Origin of the sequence: Serratia sp. HMSC15F11 (assembly GCF_001808215.1) — a bacterium.
Taxonomy (GTDB): domain Bacteria; phylum Pseudomonadota; class Gammaproteobacteria; order Enterobacterales; family Enterobacteriaceae; genus Serratia; species Serratia nevei.
The window spans coordinates 357-22,140 of record NZ_KV792503.1 but is presented as its reverse complement, the minus strand read 5'-3'; the positions used below and the strand labels follow the sequence as shown (position 1 = coordinate 22,140).

The window sequence follows — 21,784 nt, the reverse complement described above, 5'->3', positions numbered from 1 at the left end:
GGGGCCGCGCCTTCGGCCCCTGGCTCGGTCGAAGCGTATGAGCCACATGGCGCATCTCACCTTTATCGACCGAAAACTACACAAATACGTTCAGAAAAACGCTAACTAACCAGCATTACCCGCACTCATTCATCCGACGCGCGATTAACGGCCGGCGACGGTGACGAAGCGGGTTTCCAGGTAGGATTCGATCGCTTCGCTGCCGCCTTCGGTGCCGTGACCGGAGTCTTTCACGCCGCCAAACGGCGTTTCCGGCAGGCCGAAACCGATGTGGTTGATGCTCAGCATGCCGCTCTCCACGTCGCGCCCCAGCGCATTGACGGTGGCGATGTTGCGGCTGTAAGCGTAGGCGGCCAGCCCGTAAGGCAGGCGGTTGGCTTCGGCGATCGCCTCGTCATAGGTGGCGAACGGGCGCAGCAGGGCGACCGGGCCAAACGGCTCTTCCGACATGGCGCGGGCGCTCAGCGGCACGTCGCGCAGCACCGTCGGCTCGAAGAAGTTGCCTTTGCCCGCCACGCGCTTGCCGCCGCTGCAGGCTTTTGCCCCGTGGGCGACGGCATCCTGCACCAGCGCCTCGATATTGTCGACGCTGCGGCCCAGCACCATCGGCCCCATGGTCACGCCGTCTTCCAGCCCGTTGCCGAGCTTGAGCTCACGCACGGCGGCGGTGAATTTCTCCACGAAGGCTTCATAAACGCCTTGCTGGATCAGAAAGCGGGTCGGGGCGATACAGACCTGGCCGGCGTTGCGGAACTTGGACTGCGCCAGCTCTTTGGCCGCCGCGTCGAGATCGGCGTCGTCGAAGATCAACACCGGCGCGTGGCCGCCCAGCTCCATGGTGGCCTTTTTCATATGCTGGCCGGCCAGCGCCGCCAGATGCTTGCCCACGCGGGTGGAGCCGGTGAAGGAGATCTTGCGAATGGTCGGATGCGGGATCAGGTATTCCGAGATTTCCGCCGGGGTGCCGTACACCAGCGCGATCACCCCGGCCGGGATCCCGGCGTCGGCGAAGGCTTTGATCAGCTCAGCCGGCGAGGCCGGCGTTTCTTCCGGGCCTTTGACGATGATGGAACACCCCGCCGCCAGCGCGGCGGACAGCTTGCGCACGATCTGGTTGATCGGGAAGTTCCACGGCGTGAAAGCGGCCACCGGGCCGACCGGCAGCTTGAGGGTTTGCTGCTGTACGTCGCGGGCGCGGGACGGAATGATCTGCCCGTAGGTGCGGGTAGCTTCGCCGGCGAACCAGTCGATGACGTCGGCGGCGTTGAGAATTTCGATTTTGGCCTGCGCCACCGGTTTGCCCTGTTCCTGCGTCATGACGGCGGCGATGGCATTGGCGCGTTCGCGCAGCAGCGCCGCCGCTTTGCGCATCAGGTTGGCGCGCTGGTGCGCGGCGGTGTCGCGCCAGACGGTAAATCCGCGCTCGGTGGCGGCCAGCGCCAGATCGAGATCCTCTGTGGCGGCGTGCGCCACCTGACCGATTATTTCGTCGGTGGCGGGGTTGGTGACCGGCAGGGTTTTCCCGGCCAGCGCGTTGCGCCATTGTCCATCGATATACAGTTGAGTATCCGGATACATTGTTGCCTCTTGTTTGCGGAGTGTCAGGGGCCGATGAGCTTCGCGATGCGGCGCGCCTGAAAGGGACAGGGACCTTAACCCTACGCCGAATGGCGGCGATCGTCCAGGCGAGGGGCACGAAAGCGCCAGGGCGGCTACTCAACCGGCGATGTTTTGGCTATGCTGAGCAGATTGTCAGCACGGACGAGGAGGTCGGGTGCAAGGGGTACCACAACAGTTTCCGTTCGAGAAGGATTGCGCGCAGTTCCGGCATTTGTCGCATCTGCCGGGCGTCGAACTTTATCAGGCGCATATCGAGCGCTATGCCTTCGAGCCACATACCCACGACGCCTTCGCTATCGGCACCGTAGACACCGGGGCGGAGCGTTTCCGCTATCGCGGCGCGCAGCATCTGGCGGCGCCGGGCGCGCTGGTGCTGATGAACCCCGATGAGCTGCATACCGGCGAAGCCGAAACGCCGGGCGGCTGGTGTTACCGCATGCTCTATCTGGCGCCCGAGGCGCTGGAGCAGCTGTCCGGCGATCGGAGCCAGTGGTTCACCGATGCGGTGCGCCACGATCCGCGGGCGGCGCAACGCTTGTCCGCCATTCTGGCCACGCTGTGGCAAACCGACGATCCGCTCACGCTGGACGGCCTGCTGTTGGAGGCGGTCGAGCTGCTGCACCCGCACATCCGCACCGGGCGGCGGGAAAAAGCCGAGGCGGCGCACCGTTTCGAGGTGGTGAAAAGCTACCTGCACGACAACTTCGGCGAGGCGGTGACCCTCAATCAGCTGGCCGAGCTGGTGTCGCTCAGCCCGTACCATTTCCTGCGCAAGTTCAAGGCCGAATACCACGTTTCGCCGCAGCAGATGCTGATGGCGATCCGGCTGTCGCAGGCCAAACGCATGCTGGAGCGCGGCATGCCCGCCGCACAGGTGGCGGCGGCGGCGGGGCTGACCGATCAGGCACACCTGACGCGCGCCTTCGCCAATCGTTACGGCGTCACGCCAGTGCGTTTCCAGAAACAGGTGAAATTGGGTTAAAACAGCAACCTGCTACAATAATTCCTTCCCGCGTTTTCGCTACTCTGCCGCTGTCTTGTCGGGCGGGTTGGCCGCGCCGGCCGTTTGTCGGAGTCGTTATGTTCATTGGCGTTGTGTTTGCCCTGGCCGCCGGGCTGATGTGGGGATTGATCTTCGTCGGCCCGCTGCTGGTGCCGGATTATCCCGCCGCGCTGCAGTCCACCGGGCGCTATCTGGCCTTCGGGCTGATCACCTTGCCGCTGGCGTGGTTCGATCGCCGCCGCCTGCGCAAGCTGCGGCGCCAGGATTGGCTGGAAGCGCTCAAGCTGACGGCCATCGGCAATCTGCTGTACTACCTGTGCCTGGCCAGCGCCATTCAGCGTACCGGCGCACCGGTATCGACCATGATCATCGGTACCCTGCCGGTGGTGATCGCCCTCTGCGCCAATCTTTTTTACGGCCGGCACGACGGGCGGCTGGCCTGGGGCAAGCTGGCGCCGGCGCTGCTGCTGATCGTCTGCGGGTTAGCGTGCGTGAACGTCGCCGAGCTGCGCGGCAACGCGCTGCCGATCGATGGCTGGCGTTATCTCAGCGGCCTGGGGCTGGCCGTGTTGGCGGTGGCGTGCTGGACCTGGTTCCCGCTGCGCAACTCGCGCTGGCTGCGGGAGAACCCGACGCAGCGGCCGGCCACCTGGGCCACGGCGCAGGGGTTGGTGACGCTGCCGTTGGCGCTGCTGGGCTATTTGGCGGTCTGCGGCCAATTGGCGCTGAGCGAACCGGCGTTCGCCTTGCCGTTCGGCCCGCGCCCTGAGGTGTTTATCCCGCTGATGCTGGTCATCGGCGTGTTCTGCTCCTGGCTGGGGGCGCTGTGCTGGAACGAAGCCAGCCAGCGCCTGCCGACGGTGTTGGTGGGGCCGCTCATCGTGTTCGAAATTCTGGCGGGGTTGGCCTATACCTTTCTGCTGCGCCAGACCTGGCCGCCGCTGCTGACGCTGGCCGGCATCGTTTGCCTGATCGCCGGCGTGGTGTACGCCATGCGCATCAAGCCGCAGCCGGTGGTGGTGGCGCTGGAGGACAAGCAGGGGTGACGCCCGCCGCGAAGGCGGGCGCGAGGGTTAACGCTTGCTGTGGTGAATGATCTCTTCGGCCACGTTGCGCGGCGCTTCGGCGTAGTGGCTGAATTCCATGGTGTAGGTGGCGCGGCCCTGCGACATCGAACGCAGGGTCGTCGAGTAGCCGAACATCTCGGACAGCGGCACCTTGGCACGGATTTCCTTGCCGCCGCCGCCCGGGATCTCTTCCATGCCCTGCACCAGACCGCGGCGTGAGGAGAGGTCGCCCATCACGTTGCCGGCGTAATCTTCCGGCGTTTCCACCTCCACCGACATGATCGGCTCAAGGATCACCGGATCCGCCAGGCGGCAGGCTTCCTTGAAGCCGAAAATCGCCGCCATGCGGAACGCCTGTTCCGACGAGTCGACGTCATGGTAAGAACCGAAGGTCAGGTGCACCTTGACGTCCACCACCTGATAACCGGCCAGCACGCCGTTGTTCAGCGCCTCGAGCACGCCTTTTTTCACCGCCGGGATAAATTCGCCCGGAATGACGCCGCCCTTGATCTCATCGAAGAATTCGAAGCCTTTACCGGGTTCGTTGGGTTCGACGGTCAGCACCACGTGGCCGTATTGCCCTTTACCGCCGGACTGGCGCACGAACTTGCCTTCCACGTCGGCCACCCGCTTGCGGATGGTTTCGCGGTACGACACCTGCGGCTTGCCGGTGGTGGTCTCCACCCCGAACTCGCGGCGCATGCGATCGACGATGATCTCCAGGTGCAGCTCGCCCATGCCGTAGATGATGGTCTGGCCGGATTCTTCATCGGTGCGCACGCGGAACGACGGATCTTCCGAAGAGAGGCGCTGCAGCGCGATGCCCATTTTCTCCTGGTCGCCCTTGGTCTTCGGCTCGATCGCCTGGGCGATCACCGGCTCGGGGAAGGTCATGCGTTCCAGCGTGATGATGGCGCCGGGGTCGCACAGCGTATCGCCCGTGGTGACGTCCTTCAGGCCGACGCAGGCGGCGATGTCGCCGGCGTGCAGCTCGTCGATGTCCTTACGATCGTTGGCGTGCATCTGCACTATGCGGCCGATGCGCTCCTTTTTGCCCTTGATCGGGTTGTAAACGCTGCTGCCTTTGGCCAGCACCCCGGAGTAGACGCGTACGAAGGTCAGCTGGCCGACGAAGGGGTCGGTCATCAGCTTGAACGCCAGCGCCGAGAATTTTTCGTTGTCGTCGGCTTTGCGGGTGATGATTTCATCGTGTTCGCCGTGGCCTTCCATCGGCGGCACGTCGAGCGGCGAAGGCATCAGTTCAATTACCGCATCCAGCATGCGCTGCACCCCTTTGTTGCGGAACGCCGAGCCGCACAGCATCGGCTGGATTTCGCCGGCGACGGTGCGCACCCGCAGCCCGTGGACAATCTCCTCTTCGCTCAGCGGTACCTGGTTGAGGTATTTCTCCATCAGCTCTTCCGAGGCTTCAGCGGCGGCCTCAATCATGTTTTCGCGCCACTCCTGCGCCGAATCGCGCAGCTCGGCCGGGATCTCTTCGAAGCTGAAGTTCATGCCCTGCGAGGCTTCGTCCCACAGGATGGCCTTCATCCGCACCAGATCCACCACGCCGCTGAAGTGGTCTTCGGCGCCGATCGGAATGACGATCGGTACCGGGTTGGCTTTCAGGCGCTCGATCATCATTTTGCGCACGCGGAAAAAGTCCGCGCCGATGCGGTCCATCTTGTTGACGAACGCCAGCCGCGGCACCTTGTATTTGTTGGCCTGGCGCCAGACGGTTTCCGACTGCGGCTGCACGCCGCCCACCGAGTCATAGACCATCACGGCGCCGTCCAGCACGCGCATCGAGCGTTCCACTTCAATGGTGAAATCGACGTGCCCGGGGGTGTCGATGATGTTGATGCGGTGCTGCGGATAATTATGCTGCATGCCGTTCCAAAAGCAGGTGGTGGCCGCCGAGGTGATGGTGATGCCGCGCTCCTGTTCCTGCGCCATCCAGTCCATGGTCGCCGCGCCGTCATGCACTTCACCCAGCTTGTGGCTGACCCCGGTGTAAAACAGAATCCGCTCGGTGGTGGTGGTCTTGCCGGCATCGATATGCGCGGAGATGCCGATGTTGCGGTAACGTTCGATAGGGGTGGTGCGAGCCATAATCAACCTTTCTTAGCCGCGTGAAGGAGAGCGGCTTAAACAGCATGGATAATGGTGATAATCCTCATAGGGTTATCTGCCGGATCGCAGAGCCTCGCTCTGGTCATAAACTAATCGTAGTTGAAGGCGTTGGTTTTTATAAGCGATGGCTGCAATAGATGAAAGTTTGCGCGCAGGGGGAGAAAAGGACGAAAAAAAGGCCCGTAACGGGCCTGTTGTCGAGCGGCGCGTTCGCCGCTTATTTGCGTCCCAGCAAGAAGCCGAAAACGATGCCGACAGCCGCCGCAACGGCCACGCCGGCCAGCGGGTTGGCTTCCACCTGTGTTCTTACGCTGTCCGCTGCGTCTCGGGCGGCATAGCTGGCCTGGGAGGCGTATTTGCGCGCCGCGCCGCGCACCTGATGCTCCGGCGAATCGACGGCTTTGCCGAACGCTTCTTCTACCGCGCCTGCGGCTTCATTGGCTTTGTCTTCCGCTTTACCAAACATGCTGCTCTCCTGATTCTTATGGGTTAACGAATCCTAAGCCTAGCAGGTAGACGCCGTTTTTTGCAGCATTCTGTGCGTTATAAGAGCAATCCGAGCAGAGAAAAGTCTTGCCGGGCACGCGGTGACGGCTTCACCCGCGCGGCTTTTTGTGTTCTATTGGCTAGCTGTTTAACCGGGTATCGTTAACCTTTGACCGATTCGTTGAGTTGAAAGGACTCCCCATGTCAGTACTGCGTATTCTGGCGCTGCTCGCCGCGACCGCCGCCGCGTTGCCCGCCCAGGCCAAGCCTGTGCTCCACGGCGCGGCGGCCGAGAACGGCATTCGTTGGCAATCATGTCTCAACAGCGGTTTTCAGCGCTGGTTCGATGAGCCGCCACCACCGGGGCTGCGCTGCGGTTACCTTGAGGTGCCGTTAGCCTACGCCACGCCGCCCGCTCATGCGGCGCAGGCGGGCGAACAGACCGTGCGTTTGGCGCTGACCCTGCTGCCCGCCACCGGGCCGAAAAAGGGCAGCGTGGTGATAATCAGCGGCGGGCCGGGCCTGCCGGGCATCAATCCTTATTTGGGCAATGATGGTCACGTCGCCAGGCTGCGTAAATCCTACGACATCATCGGTTACGATCCGCGCGGCGTCGGCCAATCGACGCCGAAAATCTCCTGTCAGGTGGCCGAAGGCGACGAAACCCCGTCACCGGACGACAACGACGTGGCCGGTGCGGAGAACCAGACACGCACCCTGATTGCCGCCTGCATAAAACAGACCGGCGCGGACGTGCTCCAACATATCGGCACCGACGAAGCGGTCAACGATCTGAACGCGATCCGCCACGCGCTGGGCGAACCGGGGCTGACGGCGGTGGCGTACTCTTACGGCACCAAGGTGGCGGCGCTCTATGCCGAACGTTTTCCGAAGAAAACGCGCGCGCTGGTGCTCGACGGGGTGGTGGATCTGGCGGAAGACGATTTCACCCAGCGGCTGAACCAGGAGCGGGGCTTCCAGCAAAGCTTCCTGCGCTTCGCCGCCTACTGCGGCAAAACCGACAGTTGCCAGCTGGGCGGCGGCGCCAATCAGGCGCTGCAGCGTTATCATGCCTTGCTGCGCAAGCTGCATGAGCAGCCGTTCGTCACCGCGGCGGGGTATGAAATCTCCGCCGACGACGTGCTGACGGTCACACGTTCGCTGCTGCTGTGGCCGGAGCGCTGGCACGAGCTGGCGACCGTGCTGCGCCAGCTCGATGCCGGGATCGCCGGGCAGCAGGTTTCCGATCTGATCGACGAAAGCTATTCGCCGGATGCCGATGACGCGCTGAACGTCATCACCTGCGCCGACGTCGCCAACCCGACGGCCGATCCGCAGCTGCTGCGCCGGCAGCGGCAGGAGATCAATACCGCCGCTATGTATGCCCACTATCTGCCGCTGCACGAATATCCGCTGGAAATGTGCGATCTATGGCCGTACCACGGCAAAGATCGGCCGCACACGCCGGTGGCGTCTGCCGCGTTGCCGCCGCTGCTGTTCGTCGCGCAGCGCTACGATCCGACCACGCCGTACCGCAACGCGCAAGTGATGGCCGCCGCCTTTAAAAGCCCGCTGATCACCCGCGAACGCGACGGGCATACGCTGGTGCTGAACGGCATCGACAGCTGCGTTGACGAAAGCGTGGTGGATTATCTGCTGGCGCCGAAAAAGCCGCGCCACGACAAGACTTGCCGTTGAGGAGGCCGGGCGGAAGCCCGGCCTAAAGTGAGTCAATCGGCGAAAATGTGCGCCTGGCCCATCACGTTGAGAGTGACCTGAGAACCGGGCTGCAGGCCTTCGCGGCTGACGGTTTTGATCTCGATTTGCGCGCCGCCGGCGGCCATTTGCAGGTTGAGCGTAGAGACGAAGCCGGCGAAATCGATGCCGGTGATCACCGCCTGGCCGTGCTGCGCCGGATCTGACAAACCGATTTGAATCTGCTCCGGGCGCAGCATGATGCGCGCCGGGCCGCTGCGTTGCCGATCGTCGACGGCGATGCGCCCCAATGCGCAGTCGGCCCAGCCGTGCGCCAGTTCGGCGGTCAACACCAGCGTTTCGCCAAGGAAGCTGGCGGTCGGCTCATCGACCGGCCGCAGATAGAGATCTTGCGGCGCGCCCACCTGCGCCAGCCGGCCGTTGCGCATCACCGCCACCTGATCGGCGAACGACAACGCTTCGCTCTGATCGTGGGTGACCAGGATCGACGCCACCTTGGCCTCCGTCAGCAGTTCGGCGACCGCTTTGCGGGTGGCGGCGCGCAGGCCGGTATCCAGCGCCGAGAACGGTTCGTCCAGCAGCATCAGCCGGGGTTGCTGCGACAGGGCACGCGCCAGCGCGACCCGTTGCTGCTGCCCGCCGGACAACTCGTGCGGCCACAGCGCGGCCAGACGGCGATCCAGCGCCACCATCTCCATCAGCGCCTCGATGCGCCGCTGTTTCTCACGCTTGCTGCCTTTAAGGCCAAAACCGATGTTGCCGGCGACGGTAAAGTGCGGGAACAACGCGCCATCCTGCGGGACGAAGCCGATGCCGCGCAGATGCGCCGGCACCCAGCCGCCGCCGTTGCCCATGGCTTGCCCCTGCAGCAGGATCTGGCCGCCGTCGGGAATTTCAAAGCCGGCGATGATGCGCAGCAGGGTGGTTTTGCCGGAGCCGGAAGGGCCGACGATCGCCGTGCGGCTGCCGGCGGCAACCTGCAGGTCGATGTGTTCCAGCACCCTGATGGCGTTATAAGATTTTTCGATACCGTGCAGTTCGAGCGTGCTCATAGTCCCGCCGTGCGTTTAGATTGAGAATAAAGAAGCCAGGTGAGCGGCAATGACAGCGCCACCATAATCAGCGCATAAGGCGCGGCGGCGACGTAGTCTATCTCGCTGGTCAGCGCCCAAAATCCGGTGGCCAGCGTGCGGGTGCCGTTCGGCGCCAGCAACAGCGTGGCGGTCAGCTCATTGGCGATCGCCAGGAACACCAGCGCGGCGCCCGCTGCGGCACCCGGCGCCGCCAGCCGCAAGGTGGTGCTCCACAGCGCCTGCGCCGGCGATTTGCCGAGGCTGCGCGCCACGTTTTCCAATTCCACCGGCGCCTGTGCGATGCCGGCGCGCAGATTGATCAGCGCCCGCGGCATAAACATCAGCAAATACGCCAGCAGCAGGGTGATTTCGGTTTGGTAAATCGGCCGGAAGCTGTGAATGGTGATGGTCACCAGGGCCAGCGCCACCACGATGCCGGGCAGCGAGCTGGTCACGTAGTTACAGCCTTCCAGCACGCGGTACAGCCGGGCCGGATAGCGCACCGACAGCCAGGCCATCGGAATGGCGCACAGCGTGATCAGCAACGCGCCGACGGCGGACAGCGACAGCGTTTGCCACAGCGCGGGCCACAGTTCGGCGTTGCGCCACACCTCGAATCCCCCCAGCCACAGCCAGCGGGCCAGGGTAATGAAAGGCACGCCCAGCGCCAGCGCGGTCAGCGAAATCGGCAGCAGCAGCGCCAGCGCGGCGAGCGGCAGCGAAAGGCGACGCGGCGTTTGGCTGCGGGCGCTGCCGGAACCGACGCGAGCATAGCGCGCGCGGCCGCGGCTGAGAGCCTCAAGCAGCAGTAACCCGAGGCAGCACAGCACCAATACGCCGGCCAGCATGTTGGCCGCCGGGCCATTGAAGGTCGACTGGAACTGATCGAAGATCGCGGTGGTGAAGGTATCGAAGCGGATCATGGCATACAGGCCATACTCCGCCAGCAGGTGCAATGCGATCAGCAGGGAACCGCCCCAGACCGCCAGCTTCAGCTGAGGCAGCACCACGCGGAAAAAGACCGCCAGCGGCCGGGAACCGAGCGAGGTGGCGACGTCTTCGATACCGGGATCCAGACGGCGCAGCACGGCGGCGGCCGGTAGGTAAATGAACGGGAAATAGGCGAGCACCGAGATGAAGACCCCGGCGCCCAGGCCGTGCATCGACGGCACCAGGCTGATCCAGGCATAGCTTTGCACAAAGGCCGGCACCGCCAGCGGCGCGGTGGCCAGTACCGCCCAGAGACGGCGGCCCGGCAGCGTGGTGCGCTCGGTCAACCAGGCCAGGGCCACGCCCAGCACGGCGCAGATCGGCAGCGTCAGCACCACCAACAGCAGGGTGTTCAACAGCAGTTCCGCCACGCGCGGGCGGAAAACCAGAGCTTTGACCGTTTGCCAGCCGGTTTCAAACGCCACGCCGATAACGAATCCCAGCGGCAACAGCGCCAGCAGCGACAGCAGCACGGCGCTGGTCACTACGATCGTCCCCGGCCGCTGATGACGGGGGATAACAGAATAACGCCGCGCGGTCTGCGCGGCGTGGGTACTCAGGTTTGACATAACGATCAAAAACTCTCGGTTTGCCGGCGGGCCTTACAGCAGGCCGGCTTCGGTCATCAGTTCGACCACTTTTTTACTGTTCAGCTGCGCGGCGTCTACTTTCGGTGCGTCCAGATCTTTCAGCGGCACCAGTTTCGGGTTGGAGGCCGCGCCGACGCCGACGGCGTATTCGAAGGCGTTGTTGGTACGCAGGATCTCTTGGCCCTGTTTGCCGGTGATCCACTTGATGAACGCCTGAGCTTGCTGCTGATGCTTGCTGGAAGCCAGCACGCCGCCGCCGGAGATGCTGACGAACGCGCCCGGATCCTGATGTTTGAAGTAGTACAGCTTGATGTTGTTGCTGTTTTCGCCGGTTTTAGCGCCATCCACGAACGGGTAGTAGTGATAGATCACGCCGCTGTCGACCTGGCCGGCATTGACCGCTTTCATTACCGTGCTGTTGCCCTTATAGGCGGTGAAGTTGGTTTTCATCGCTTTCAGCCATTCCAGCGTCGCTTTCTCGCCTTTCAACGCCAGCAGCGCGCTGACGATCGCCTGGAAATCGGCGCCCGACGGCGAGGCGGCCCAGCGGCCTTTCCATTCCGGCTTGGCCAGGTCCAGCAGCGACTTCGGCAGTTGCGCTTCGGTCAGCTTGGCCGGGTTGTAGACGAACACGGTAGAGCGGGCGGCGATGCCGATCCAGCGGCCGTGGCTTGGGCGATACTGCGGTTCCACCTGGACCAGCGTCGCGGCGTCCAGCGGGGCGAACAGCTTGGCGTTATCCACCAACACCATCGCCGGGGAGTTTTCCGTCAGGAAGACGTCGGCAGGTGAAGCGCTGCCTTCTTGCACCAGCTGATTGCCCAGCTCGCTGTCGCCGCCGTTGCGCAGCGTGACCTTGATGCCGGTGTCTTTGGTAAACCCGTCGACCCAGGATTTCACCAGGTTTTCATGTTGGGCGTTGTAAATGACGATGCCCTGATCGGCGGAGGCCGCCTGAGCGCCGAAGGCCAGCATCATCGAGGAGGCGAGCAGGGCGACGGGGCCGAGAGATGAAATACGCAGCTTCATGCAGTTATCCTTTTTAGCGTTCGAATGAGGAAAACGAATATCGCCTGGCAAGCGCAAGCAGCCCGATTTTAGCCAAGAACATCAATAATGATAGTGAAAACGATTCGTATTAAATTATTTTTGACGATCGCTCACAAAATGAATTGCCCTAAGGATAAGTTAAGTTTCGGCTGGAATAATCTGTATTGATTGCCTGAATTTATTTCACCGTCGGTTCGCGACGTTCCCGTTCGGCGATGCCGGCCGCCGCGCCCTCCCGCTTGTTTTCGTCAGTTTTCGCCACTATTTCGTTGATAATGAAAGAAATTCAACACCGCCTTTGGTTATGACTCATAGCGATTAATGATTTAATTTATTCTACTGCCACATTGCATATTGAACGCGATAAAACACTTAACAGGGATATCGACGTGAGATATTCATTTAATGGCAAGAAATTGGCTGGTTTAATCCTCCTGGTTTTTAACGCGACGACAGCTCAGGCGGCCGACGTACCGGCGGGCACTAAACTGGCGCCGGTACAGGAATTGGTGCGCGCCAACGGCTATGAGCCGGCGACGCTGGATCCGAACCTGGCCGAGAGCAATGTGGAGTTCTACATCTTCAACGATCTGTTCGAAGGTTTGCTGCGCGTCGGGAAAGACGGCGAAGCGATCCCGGCGCTGGCGCAGAAATGGGAGCATCAGGGCAACGTCTGGACCTTCCATCTGCGGCCGCAGGCCAAATGGTCGAACGGCGATCCGGTGACCGCCGACGATTTCGTCTACAGCTGGCGGCGCCTCACCGATCCGAAAACCGCGTCGCCTTACGGCAGCTATCTGGCTTCGGCCTACGTGCTGAATGCCGCGGCGATCAACGCCGGCAGCAAACCGCCGAGCGAGCTGGGCGTCAAGGCGCTGGACGCGCACACCCTACAGGTGACGCTGTCGGAGCCCAATTCCTACCTGCTCAAGCAGCTGGTGCATTTCCCGGTCTTGCCGGTTAACCGCAAGGTGGTGGAGCAGTACGGCAAGAACTGGACTCAACCGGCGCATTTTGTCGGCAACGGCGCGTTCCGCCTCAGCCAGTGGGTGGTGAACGAAAAGGTGGTGGTGGAACGTAACCTGCAGTATTGGGACAACGCCAACACCGTGCTCAACAAGGTGACGTTCTTGCCGATACAGGGCTTCCCGGAAGTGGCGCGTTTTCGCGCCGGCGAGGTTGAGTTGGGGTATACCACGCCGCCGGAGCTGTATCAGCAGCTGAAAAAAACGCTCGGCGAGCAACAGCTGGTGACCTATCCGCTGCTCTCCACCAGCTATTTCGCCTTCAACAACCGCCAGGCGCCGTTTAACGACCTGCGGGTGCGCCAGGCGCTGAATCTGGCGCTGGACAAAGAGATTATCGCCGGCAAGGTGCTGGGATACGGGCAACAGCCGGCCTGGACCTTTACCCCAACGGGGGCGGGTGGCTATAGCCTGCAGCCCGGCGTTGCGGCCGGCTGGACGCCGGAACAGCGGCACGCCCAGGCGAAGCAACTGCTGGCGCAGGCCGGTTTCAACGCCGAGAACCCGCTGCGCTTTACCGTGCTGTACAGCAACGACGCCACCATCAAGAAGATCGTCATCGCCGCCGCCGCCATGTGGAAAAAGAACCTTGGGGTAGAGGCCCGCTTGCAAAGCCAGGAGCGTAAAGTGACGCTGGATAATATCAACCGCGGGCAGTACGGCGTGGCCTTTACCCGCTGGCTGGCGGATTACAACGATCCATCCACCTTCCTGAACGTGTTCCGTTCCGACAGCAGCGAGAACAGCCCTAAATACCATAACCCGGACTATGACCGTATTCTGCATCAGGCGACGGCTGCGCAGACGCCGCAGCAGGTGCAGCAATATTTCCAGCAGGCCGAGGCGGTGCTGGCCGCCGATACGCCGGTGGCACCGGTGTACTACGAGGCCAACGCCACGCTCATTAAACCCTACGTGAAGGGGATCGATTTTACCCCTCAAGGTGCCTTGTACGATAAAAACGTCTATCTTCTCGAGCACTGAGAAATAAAAAAACGGCTGATTTATATCAGCCGTTTTTTTAGATTCGCGTTTAATAACATTATCCTAAATACTCCATAAACGACGGGCAATCTTTTCTTCCCGCTGAAGAAAATACCGCCTACACTGCGCCGGTAGTTTATATGCAGTATCTCGTTTGGCGAGGCTCCTATACAAACACAGGTTACTGATCTGACGACATCGAGAGATGCCCAAGGTTAAGACAGGCTTTATCGGATTAAGGTTCAGCCCAAAGTAACTTCCGAGCAACAATTCGGATACGTTGTATAGTGCTAAAACCTGGACGCGGAGATAGGCAGTCTGCACTCCCTCTGTGGTTACGCCCCTATGCGATTCGCTGTTGAAGTTCAAAACAGAAATAGGGACTGACAATGACCAAGTCACATCAACATTATTCTTCTCCGGCGCTGAGCGCGACCGAAACTCTCGACGAGACCTCGGTCGCCGGCTATATGAACGCCGATTTCATTACTGTTCCCGCGACGATGACGGTCAATCATGCCCGGGAATATTTACTTTCACAGCTAAAAACGGACGAAATTCCCACCCGGGTATTTATTACCGCGGACGATTATCATCTGCGCGGCACGCTGTCGGTGAAAAAACTGCTGCAGTGCGACGAGCAGGATAAAGCGGTCGGCGTGATGATGGACCACAGCTATTTTCAGGTTTCGCCCGACGACGATCGTAACGACGTGGCGCATCTGCTCGGCAAGGGCGGCCTGGACGTGGTGCCGGTCGTGGCGAACAACACGCTGGTCGGCGTGCTGGGGGTGCGAGAGATCGCCCGCCTGGTCGAGGATGAAAACACCGAAGACGCACAGCGCCAGGGCGCGAGCCTGCCGCTGGACAAGCCTTATCTGGAGACCAGCCCGTGGGCGCTGTGGCGTAAACGTTCGGTGTGGCTGCTGATGCTGTTCGTCGCCGAAGCTTACACCGGCAACGTGCTGAAGGCGTTTGAAGATCAGCTCGAAGCGGCGATCGCGTTGGCGTTCTTCATCCCGCTGCTGATCGGCACCGGCGGCAACAGCGGCACCCAGATCACCTCGACGCTGGTGCGCGCCATGGCGCTGGGTGAGGTCAGCCTGCGCAACCTGGGCGCGGTGATCCGCAAGGAAGTGACGACCTCGCTGCTGATCGCCGTCACCATTGGCCTGGCGGCCTGGGTACGCGCCTGGATCATGGGCGTCGGCATGGAGGTGACGTTGGTGGTCAGTCTGTCGCTGGTGGCGATCACCGTGTGGAGCGCGATTGTCTCGTCGATCATTCCGATGCTGTTGAAACGTCTCGGCATCGATCCGGCGGTGGTATCGGCACCGTTTATCGCTACCTTTATCGACGGCACCGGCCTGATTATTTATTTCAAAATTGCCCAGCAGGTATTGGGTATTTAACCGCGCTCCGCCCGATGTTGCGGGCGGAGATGTAAAGCCTTAATGAGGAGGACGTTAAAAAACATGGATACCGACCAACCCCGATATTTAACGCAAGGGGCTTTTATCGATAACATTTAACCTGAGGACAAAATAATGGGAAACATGACTATTTTTATGGGATTCCTGGCAATGATCAGCTCACTGGGCCTGTTGGCGGCCTATATGAGCACCAAATGGGATGATTGATGAACGCAAAAGATCCGCCTAGATGCATCCTCCCCGTAACCGCTATTTATTATGGGGAGGATTTTTAGCGGCGCGCCGAACGTGCGGCCTGATACGGGAGTTGATAATAATGACGATTCTTATTCTGGGATTGCTCTACGCCATTTTAATGATCTCGGTGGGTGTTAATGAGATTTATTTTTATTCCACCGGAAAATCCAATTTTCTTACTAGCCTCATGCTGACATTTTCTGGCAGTATGCTGTTGATCGCCTTTGTCTGGCAATTATCCTCTAAAGTAAAAAAATAAATCACCGTCCGAATGTGAGCAGCATAATGCAGAATGAAAAACAGGCCGTGGCCAGAAACTCGATGATCGCCAGCGGGTTACTGGCTACGGGCAAGTTCGTCGCCGGTATTTTTACCGGCAGTATTGGCCTGATATCCGAAGGGATCCACTCTTTTACCGATTTTATCGCCACCAGCATCACCTGGCTGGCGGTGCGCATCAGCGATAAGCCCGCCGATGACGATCACCACTTTGGCCATGGCAAGGTGGAAAACATGGCGGCGCTGTTCGAGGTGCTGCTGTTGCTGGGCGCCGCCGGCTGGATCGTTTATGAGGCGGGCAGCAGCCTGCTCGGGCAGCCGCATGAGATCGTCGCCGCGCCGGTGGTGATTGCGGTGCTGCTGATTTCCATCTGCGTCGATTTCTTCCGCGTGCGGGCGCTCAACCGCGTCGCCAAAGCGACCGACAGCGCGGCGCTGGAAGCGGATGCGCTGCATTTCTTCTCCGATATGCTTTCGTCCGGCGTGGTGCTGCTGGGCATGGTGTTTGTGCTGCTGGGCTTTGGCCGCGCGGACGCCATCGCCGCGCTGATCGTCGCCGGCTTTATCTTTGTCGCCGCGATCAAACTGGGCAAACGCTCCTTTGACTCGTTGATGGATGCCGCACCGGCCGGGGCTACCGAGGCGATCCGCGCCACGCTGGCAAGTTTTCCGGCGGTGCTGGCCTGCGACAGCGTGCGCATCCGCAACGCCGGCGCGGTGCTGTTCGTCGAAATCACGGTGGCGGTGTGCCGCACCTTGCCGCTGGAACGCATCGACGCGCTGAAGCGAGAGATCGTCGAGCGGCTGCGGGAGCAGTACGCCAGCGCGGAATTCACCGTCATCGCGGTGCCGCAGACCCGCAGCGATGAAGACATGGCGACGCGCATTCGGGCGATTGCCGCCAACCACGGTGCGCAGGTGCAGAATGTGACCTTGCAGCAGCTGCCGACGCGCATGGCGATCGGCATGGATTTGGCGGTGCCGGCCAACGCCAGCGTGGCGCAGGCGCATGACATTGCCACGGAGATAGAGGGGATCCTGCGCCAGGCGATCGGTGAAGACACCGAGATAGAGACGCATCTGGAGCCGCAGACGCCGCATTGGCTGACCAGCGAGGATGTCGATGCGACGGAGCTGGCGGATATTCGGCGGATCTTGCAGTCGGCGCTGGAGCAGGGGGAGAGCGTGCAAGACGTACACAACGTCCGCGCGCGCAAGACCGACGGGGGCATTATCGTCAACTTCCACTGCCGGGTGTCGCCGGCGGTCACCATCGCCGCCGCACACGACGCGGTCGATCGGGTCGAGCGCCGGCTGCGCGCGCTTTATCCTGCCATCACGCGTGCGATAGGGCACGTCGAGCCGATCAAGCCCGGCATTTGAATCAGTTCGGCCAACTGCGGGTAGAGCGCCGCGTTGGCCAGCAGCAGCGGGTTGCCGTGCCGCAACCCGCCGTTGTGCATAAAGTCATTCGCCACGCCGCCGGCTTCGCGCGTCAACACCCACCCAGGCAGGCTGTCCCAGGCATTCATGTGCGGTTCGTAATAGCCCAGCAGCCGACCGGCGGCCACCTGGGCGGTCATCAACGCGCCGGAGCCGCTGCGCACAAACATCCCTCCCGCCTGCAGCAGGCGACAGAGAAAGCCGCTGAATTCCGCCGCTGACGCGCGCGGTGAAATCCCGACGCCCATCACGCCATCCGCGACGCTGCGCCCGGCATGCACGCCGATCGGTGCCCCGTTGAGAAAGGCGCCGTGGCCGCGACAGGCGCGGAACATCTCGCGGTGGTTGGGATCGTAGACCACGCCTATCGTCGGCTCGCCGTCGATCACCACGCCTATCGCGATACACCAGGTATGCAATCCGTTCAGGAAGCAGGCGGTGCCGTCAATCGGATCGACGACCCAAACGCAGGCGGCGTTTTCGCCGGTGCTGCCGCTTTCCTCGCCGAGAAACCCGTCCTGAGGAAAGCGGCGGCTGATCATACGGCGGATCAGCGCTTCGACGCGGCGATCGGCCTCGCTGACCACGTCCTGCAGCCCCTGTTTGAAGTCGACAGCCAGGCTTTGCCGCCGTTGATAAAAGCTGAAAGCGAGATCGGCGGCGGCGCGGGCGATCTCACGCGCAAAGCGGTAGCGCGCCTCGATGTCCCGTGGGGAAAGTGAAGTCATGACAGGCTCGATAGCAAAGAACGAATCGGTTTACCCTGCCATAAAAGGATGAAGGTAATGTGTCGCTCAGCGCGGCGGGGATGAAAAACGCAGCTGCATTATGGCATCGGGAGCCGAAAGCGGTTCGGTCGTGGCCCCGGCCGGTATTACCGCGCGCCAAAATGCCAGCCCGCGCGGATTATCCGGGCTGATCGACAGCGACCAGCCGCCGGGGTGCTGCGTGAACAAGGCGCGCGCGGCCCGTTGCCCCAGCCCGGTGCGCCGCCACTCGGGCTTGACGTAGAACTCCGCCATTTCGACGGTGGCGCTGTCCAGGCGCCGGACCAACGCGAAACCGGCCGTTTGCCGATCGCTCAAAATCAAATAGGGGTAGCGGCCGACCTCGCGCCAGTAGAGCGGCAGATAGGGGTAATCGCCATCGACGCCCAGCTCGCGAAGGCAATCGGACAGCATGACCGCCAGCAGCGGCCGCTGCGCGCGTGTAGCTTGCTTAAGGGAAAATGCCATGTCGCACTCCGTCAAAAAACAGGCCGCCGGAGGGCGGCCTGTCAAGGTTAGCCCAGATTCAACCGGGCGGTAATGTCGGCAATCTCGCGGCGCCAGCGTGCCTGAAGCGCCGGTTTCTGGTGCTTTGGCTTGCGCGCCAGATCATCCTCCAGTTTGCTTTCGAGGGCAAACAGGGCGGTCAACAGCGCTTCTTCGCCTTCCAGTCGCTCATCCGGCGTCGGACCGCCTGCGTTGGCCTTGTCCGCCGTCGGCAGCGCCGGCGCTTCGCCCGCCAGGCGCTGATACACCGGCGCCAGATCGTGCCACTCCTCCAGTTTTTGCTGGTCGATCAGCCAAAAGCGGTTGCAGCTCTGTTCGATCAGCATCCGGTCATGGGTGACCAATATGACGGCGCCGGCGAACTGGCGCAGCGTTTCCGCCAGCTCTTCTTTGCCAGCCATGTCCAGGTGGTTGGTGGGCTCGTCCAGCAGCAGCAGCGAATGGTTGGCCAGCGTCAGGCCGACGAACAGCAGCCGCGAACGCTCGCCGCCGCTCAGCGAACGGATCTGCTGATGGTGGCGCAGGTAAGGGAAACCGGCGCCGATCAGCGCCATTTTCCGCTGTTCCTCGGTCAGCGGCGCAAACTGCGCCAGCGATTCGCTCAACGTGTCTTCATCGCGCAGCTGTTGCAGGCTCTGATCGTAATAGCCGATGCGCACGCGCGGGTGGAAGATCGCCGGGCGTTCAGCGGGGTGCTGATACGCCTGCCACAGCAAGCGCAGCAGTGACGATTTCCCGCAGCCGTTGCGCCCGATGATGGCGATGCGATCGCCGCTTTTGACGCGCAGATGTTCCAGGCTGAACAGCACCGGCGCATCCGGCGCCGGGCGCACGGCCCATTGCTGCAGCGCCAGCAGGCGATCGGCGTCCAGCGCCTCTCCCTGTAATCGCAGCCGCCACGGGCTGCCGGCGGTCAGGGTGGTCTGTTCTTCCTTCAACCGATCGACGCGCTTTTCCATTTGCTTGGCTTTGCGCGCCAGATCTTCGTTGTCATAGACTTTGCCCCAGATCGCCAGGCGTTTGGCGCTTTTTTCCACCCGGTCTATCTCTTTTTGCTCCGCCTGGCGCCGATGCTCGTCCGCAGCGTCCTGTTCCGCCAGTGCGACGCGCGCAGCGGAGCAGGGCAAACGGAAGAACTGCAGCGTTTTGTCGCGCAGGATCCAGGTGCAGTTGGTCACCTGATCGAGCAGATAGCGATCGTGCGATACCAGCACGAAGCTGCCGCTCCAGCTGCGCAAGAACTGCTCCAACCACAGTAGTGTGGGCAGATCCAGGTGGTTGCTGGGTTCGTCGAGCAGCAGCAGATCGGGCTGGCGGATCAGCGCGCGCGCCAGCAGCAGGCGGGTGTGCTGGCCGCCGCTGAGGGTGCCGGCGGTCAACGTCCAGCTCACCGGTTCAAACCCCAGCTCGGTAAGCAGCGCTTCACAGCGCCAGCGTTCGCTGAGGTGTTGGCCCGCGGGCAACTGCGCCAGTACCGCATCCAGCAGGGTGCTGGCGTGCAGCTCAGGCGGCAGGTGTTGTTCGATGCGCGCCATCAGACATTGGTGTGACAATGTCACCGTTCCGCTGTGGATGGGCAGGGCACCGCTAAGCAGTTGCAGCAGGGTGCTTTTGCCGCAGCCGTTGTCGCCGATCAAACCGATGCGATCGCCTTTTTTCAGGCTGAAGGAAATCTCGCTCAGCAGGACGCCGAACGCGTTGTCGTAACCGACAGATTGTGCAGACAGTAGTGTGCTCATTGCTTACTCAAGAGTTACAGGCATGACAATGCCTATCGTCAAACATCGCTGACGACAACCCGGTAAGCCGGAGGGAAGATCCTGGATTTTAGTAAGCTTCGCTCAAGCTGGGTTATCGCAGCACGATACCGGTAATGCTTGAGCGGCGACGATTACCAAAGAAGTGTGAGTGAAAAAACAATTCACACGTCAGCATAGTAAGTCTCCTTTTATTGGTTGCAGGTTAATCGGTGGCAGGAGTATAGAGCGCTTTGCGCCGCGCCGCCAGTGGAAAAGCGCCTGAATAATCAACAGGCTAAGTCCGGTGGGAGCGCGTGGCACATAATGGGAATAATTACTGTATTTCGGCCGACATTAAGCAGCTATTATAATTAGCGTTTATGGTTAAGCGGCGGTTCATCCGCCGCCTGTTCGTCTGTCTATCAGATAATGATGCTGAGCACTGAATTTATGTTAAAGCCTCGCCCGTTCCTGCTGTTGTTGTTATTGCTGTTGGGTTTGCAGCTGACGCCACTCGCCGCCGTCGCCGCTACCCAGGATGATCCCGCCGCCGAAAGCGCGCCCGATCCCGCCACGCAGCTGAAAGCCGCGCAAAAGCAGTTGGACAACATGAAGCAGCTGGTTTCCAAAGCGACCACCGATACCCAGCTCAGCAAATTGCGGCTGGCGACCGACGATCTGGTCGCCAGCATGGAAAAACTTGCCACCGATCTGCAGCCCGAGCAGGACAAACTGAAAGCGCAGCTGGACGTCCTGGGGCCGGCCCCGGCGGCCGGCGCGCTGCCGGAAACCCCGGCGGTGGCCCAGCAGCGCAACGCGCTGAACAACAGCAAAAAGCAGCTGGATGACGCGGTGAAACGCGCGCAGGCCATCAAGAGTAGTGCCTTCGAGCTGGGGCAGCAGATTGGCGATCTGCGCCGGGTGGCGTTTAAAACCCAGCTGGCGCTGAATACCGGCAGCATTTTGGGGATCAAATTCTGGGCGCCGGTGGTGCAGCCGTCAGAGGATGACGTACAGCGGCTGGATCAGTTCAACGCCGAGATGAAAGCGGCCTGGGACGCCAGTTGGCAGGACGAGTGGCGGTACGGCACGCTGGCGTTGCTGGCGCTGGCGGTGATTGTCTGGTCCTGGGGGCGCTATTTTTCCGAGCGTTTTCTCGCCTGGTTCAGCATCCGTTTCCTGCCGGACGGGCGCCTGCGCCGCAGCTTCATGGCGATCGTTACCGTGGCGGGGACGGTGGTGACCACCTCCATCGCGCTGAACCTGCTGTATTACGTCTTTGTGCGCGTGCAGCCGCTGCCGGTGATGCTGGAGGATTTCGCGGAAGGTTTCAACCGTCTGGGAATTTTCTGCGCGCTGATCGCCGGGCTGGGGCGTGCGGCGCTGTCGTTGAATCGCCCGTCGTGGCGTCTGGCGTCCATGGATAACGACGTGGCCGCCGGGCTGCGTTACTTCTCGCCGCTGCTGGCCGGCCTGGCGCTGGCGTTCGGCACCGTGGAGCTGATCAACAACGTCGTCAGCGCTTCATTGGCCGCCACCATCTTCGGCAACGGCCTGGTGGCGGGGCTGATCGGCATGGTACTGCTGGCGGCGCCGCTGCGCGGCCAGCGCATTCGTCGCCGTCTGGAACAGCAGGGCGCGC

Annotated in this window: 18 protein-coding genes and 1 riboswitch; of the genes, 9 read left to right on the top strand and 9 right to left on the bottom strand. The window is 61.8% G+C overall.

Features of this window, described 5'->3' with window-relative positions; genetic code table 11:
* Positions 1 to 144: 144 nt before the first annotated feature.
* Positions 145 to 1,578: an NAD-dependent succinate-semialdehyde dehydrogenase gene (locus tag HMPREF3138_RS22055; RefSeq protein WP_038880055.1), complete on the bottom strand. Its 1,434-nt coding sequence runs from the start codon at positions 1,576 to 1,578 to the stop codon at positions 145 to 147.
* A gap of 196 nt (positions 1,579 to 1,774) precedes the next feature.
* Between HMPREF3138_RS22055 and HMPREF3138_RS22050 the strand changes: the two genes are divergently transcribed.
* Complete coding sequence (locus HMPREF3138_RS22050) at positions 1,775 to 2,602, top strand: AraC family transcriptional regulator (protein ID WP_038880052.1); 828 nt, start codon at positions 1,775 to 1,777, stop codon at positions 2,600 to 2,602.
* A 98-nt stretch (positions 2,603 to 2,700) separates the two neighbouring features.
* The gene (locus HMPREF3138_RS22045; RefSeq protein WP_038880050.1) at positions 2,701 to 3,669 is read left to right on the top strand and encodes a DMT family transporter; all 969 of its coding nucleotides are present in this window, start codon (positions 2,701 to 2,703) and stop codon (positions 3,667 to 3,669) included.
* A gap of 27 nt (positions 3,670 to 3,696) precedes the next feature.
* Here HMPREF3138_RS22045 and fusA read toward each other — a convergent pair whose 3' ends face one another.
* Together fusA and HMPREF3138_RS22035 are read right to left on the bottom strand one after the other, a co-directional pair.
* Complete coding sequence (gene fusA, locus HMPREF3138_RS22040; protein WP_015377944.1) at positions 3,697 to 5,802, bottom strand: elongation factor G; 2,106 nt, start codon at positions 5,800 to 5,802, stop codon at positions 3,697 to 3,699.
* A 238-nt stretch (positions 5,803 to 6,040) separates the two neighbouring features.
* The gene (locus HMPREF3138_RS22035; RefSeq protein WP_004938127.1) at positions 6,041 to 6,289 is read right to left on the bottom strand and encodes a glycine zipper domain-containing protein; all 249 of its coding nucleotides are present in this window, start codon (positions 6,287 to 6,289) and stop codon (positions 6,041 to 6,043) included.
* 221 nt (positions 6,290 to 6,510) lie between these two features.
* Between HMPREF3138_RS22035 and HMPREF3138_RS22030 the strand changes: the two genes are divergently transcribed.
* The gene (locus HMPREF3138_RS22030) at positions 6,511 to 8,007 is read left to right on the top strand and encodes an alpha/beta hydrolase (RefSeq protein WP_038880045.1); all 1,497 of its coding nucleotides are present in this window, start codon (positions 6,511 to 6,513) and stop codon (positions 8,005 to 8,007) included.
* 32 nt (positions 8,008 to 8,039) lie between these two features.
* Here HMPREF3138_RS22030 and HMPREF3138_RS22025 read toward each other — a convergent pair whose 3' ends face one another.
* The 3 genes from HMPREF3138_RS22025 to HMPREF3138_RS22015 are packed head-to-tail and all read right to left on the bottom strand — an operon-like array spanning position 8,040 to position 11,707.
* Positions 8,040 to 9,077, bottom strand: a complete 1,038-nt coding sequence (locus HMPREF3138_RS22025) for an ABC transporter ATP-binding protein (RefSeq protein ID WP_038880042.1) — start codon at positions 9,075 to 9,077, stop codon at positions 8,040 to 8,042.
* Positions 9,074 to 10,657 carry an ABC transporter permease gene (locus HMPREF3138_RS22020; RefSeq protein WP_038880039.1) on the bottom strand — a complete coding sequence of 528 codons (1,584 nt, stop codon included), beginning with the start codon at positions 10,655 to 10,657 and terminating at the stop codon, positions 9,074 to 9,076. Before HMPREF3138_RS22020 ends, HMPREF3138_RS22025 begins: the two co-directional genes overlap by 4 nt.
* Positions 10,658 to 10,690: 33 nt before the next feature.
* Positions 10,691 to 11,707: an iron ABC transporter substrate-binding protein gene (locus HMPREF3138_RS22015; RefSeq protein ID WP_038880036.1), complete on the bottom strand. Its 1,017-nt coding sequence runs from the start codon at positions 11,705 to 11,707 to the stop codon at positions 10,691 to 10,693.
* Positions 11,708 to 12,117: 410 nt separating this feature from the next.
* Here HMPREF3138_RS22015 and HMPREF3138_RS22010 point away from each other — a divergent pair, with 410 nt between their 5' ends.
* From HMPREF3138_RS22010 to HMPREF3138_RS21995, 5 genes are all read left to right on the top strand, one after another.
* Positions 12,118 to 13,737, top strand: a complete 1,620-nt coding sequence (locus tag HMPREF3138_RS22010) for an ABC transporter substrate-binding protein (protein ID WP_038880033.1) — start codon at positions 12,118 to 12,120, stop codon at positions 13,735 to 13,737.
* A 142-nt stretch (positions 13,738 to 13,879) separates the two neighbouring features.
* A riboswitch (M-box (ykoK) riboswitch) is annotated at positions 13,880 to 14,053 on the top strand.
* A 73-nt stretch (positions 14,054 to 14,126) separates the two neighbouring features.
* Positions 14,127 to 15,149 (top strand): magnesium transporter, encoded by a 1,023-nt coding sequence (gene mgtE, locus HMPREF3138_RS22005; protein WP_070559340.1) that lies wholly within the window; start codon positions 14,127 to 14,129, stop codon positions 15,147 to 15,149.
* A gap of 135 nt (positions 15,150 to 15,284) precedes the next feature.
* On the top strand, positions 15,285 to 15,377 hold the full coding sequence (gene mgtS, locus HMPREF3138_RS26540) for a protein MgtS (RefSeq protein WP_004938109.1): 93 nt from the start codon (positions 15,285 to 15,287) through the stop codon (positions 15,375 to 15,377).
* 109 nt (positions 15,378 to 15,486) lie between these two features.
* Positions 15,487 to 15,666 (top strand): hypothetical protein, encoded by a 180-nt coding sequence (locus HMPREF3138_RS22000; protein ID WP_004938106.1) that lies wholly within the window; start codon positions 15,487 to 15,489, stop codon positions 15,664 to 15,666.
* Between the two features lie 26 nt (positions 15,667 to 15,692).
* Positions 15,693 to 17,069: a cation diffusion facilitator family transporter gene (locus HMPREF3138_RS21995; RefSeq protein ID WP_038880025.1), complete on the top strand. Its 1,377-nt coding sequence runs from the start codon at positions 15,693 to 15,695 to the stop codon at positions 17,067 to 17,069.
* Here HMPREF3138_RS21995 and HMPREF3138_RS21990 read toward each other — a convergent pair.
* The 3 genes from HMPREF3138_RS21990 to HMPREF3138_RS21980 all read right to left on the bottom strand — a co-directional run bounded on the left by HMPREF3138_RS21990 (position 17,012) and on the right by HMPREF3138_RS21980 (position 20,142).
* Positions 17,012 to 17,857, bottom strand: a complete 846-nt coding sequence (locus HMPREF3138_RS21990) for an inositol monophosphatase family protein (protein WP_038880023.1) — start codon at positions 17,855 to 17,857, stop codon at positions 17,012 to 17,014. The two genes, HMPREF3138_RS21995 and HMPREF3138_RS21990, sit on opposite strands and share 58 nt — an antisense overlap.
* A gap of 66 nt (positions 17,858 to 17,923) precedes the next feature.
* The gene (locus tag HMPREF3138_RS21985; protein WP_038880021.1) at positions 17,924 to 18,364 is read right to left on the bottom strand and encodes a GNAT family N-acetyltransferase; all 441 of its coding nucleotides are present in this window, start codon (positions 18,362 to 18,364) and stop codon (positions 17,924 to 17,926) included.
* 47 nt (positions 18,365 to 18,411) lie between these two features.
* On the bottom strand, positions 18,412 to 20,142 hold the full coding sequence (locus tag HMPREF3138_RS21980) for an ABC-F family ATP-binding cassette domain-containing protein (RefSeq protein WP_038880018.1): 1,731 nt from the start codon (positions 20,140 to 20,142) through the stop codon (positions 18,412 to 18,414).
* A gap of 450 nt (positions 20,143 to 20,592) precedes the next feature.
* Here HMPREF3138_RS21980 and HMPREF3138_RS21975 point away from each other — a divergent pair.
* Positions 20,593 to 21,784 (top strand): DUF3772 domain-containing protein (locus tag HMPREF3138_RS21975; RefSeq protein WP_246828742.1); only part of this gene is annotated, 1,192 nt, incomplete at its 3' end.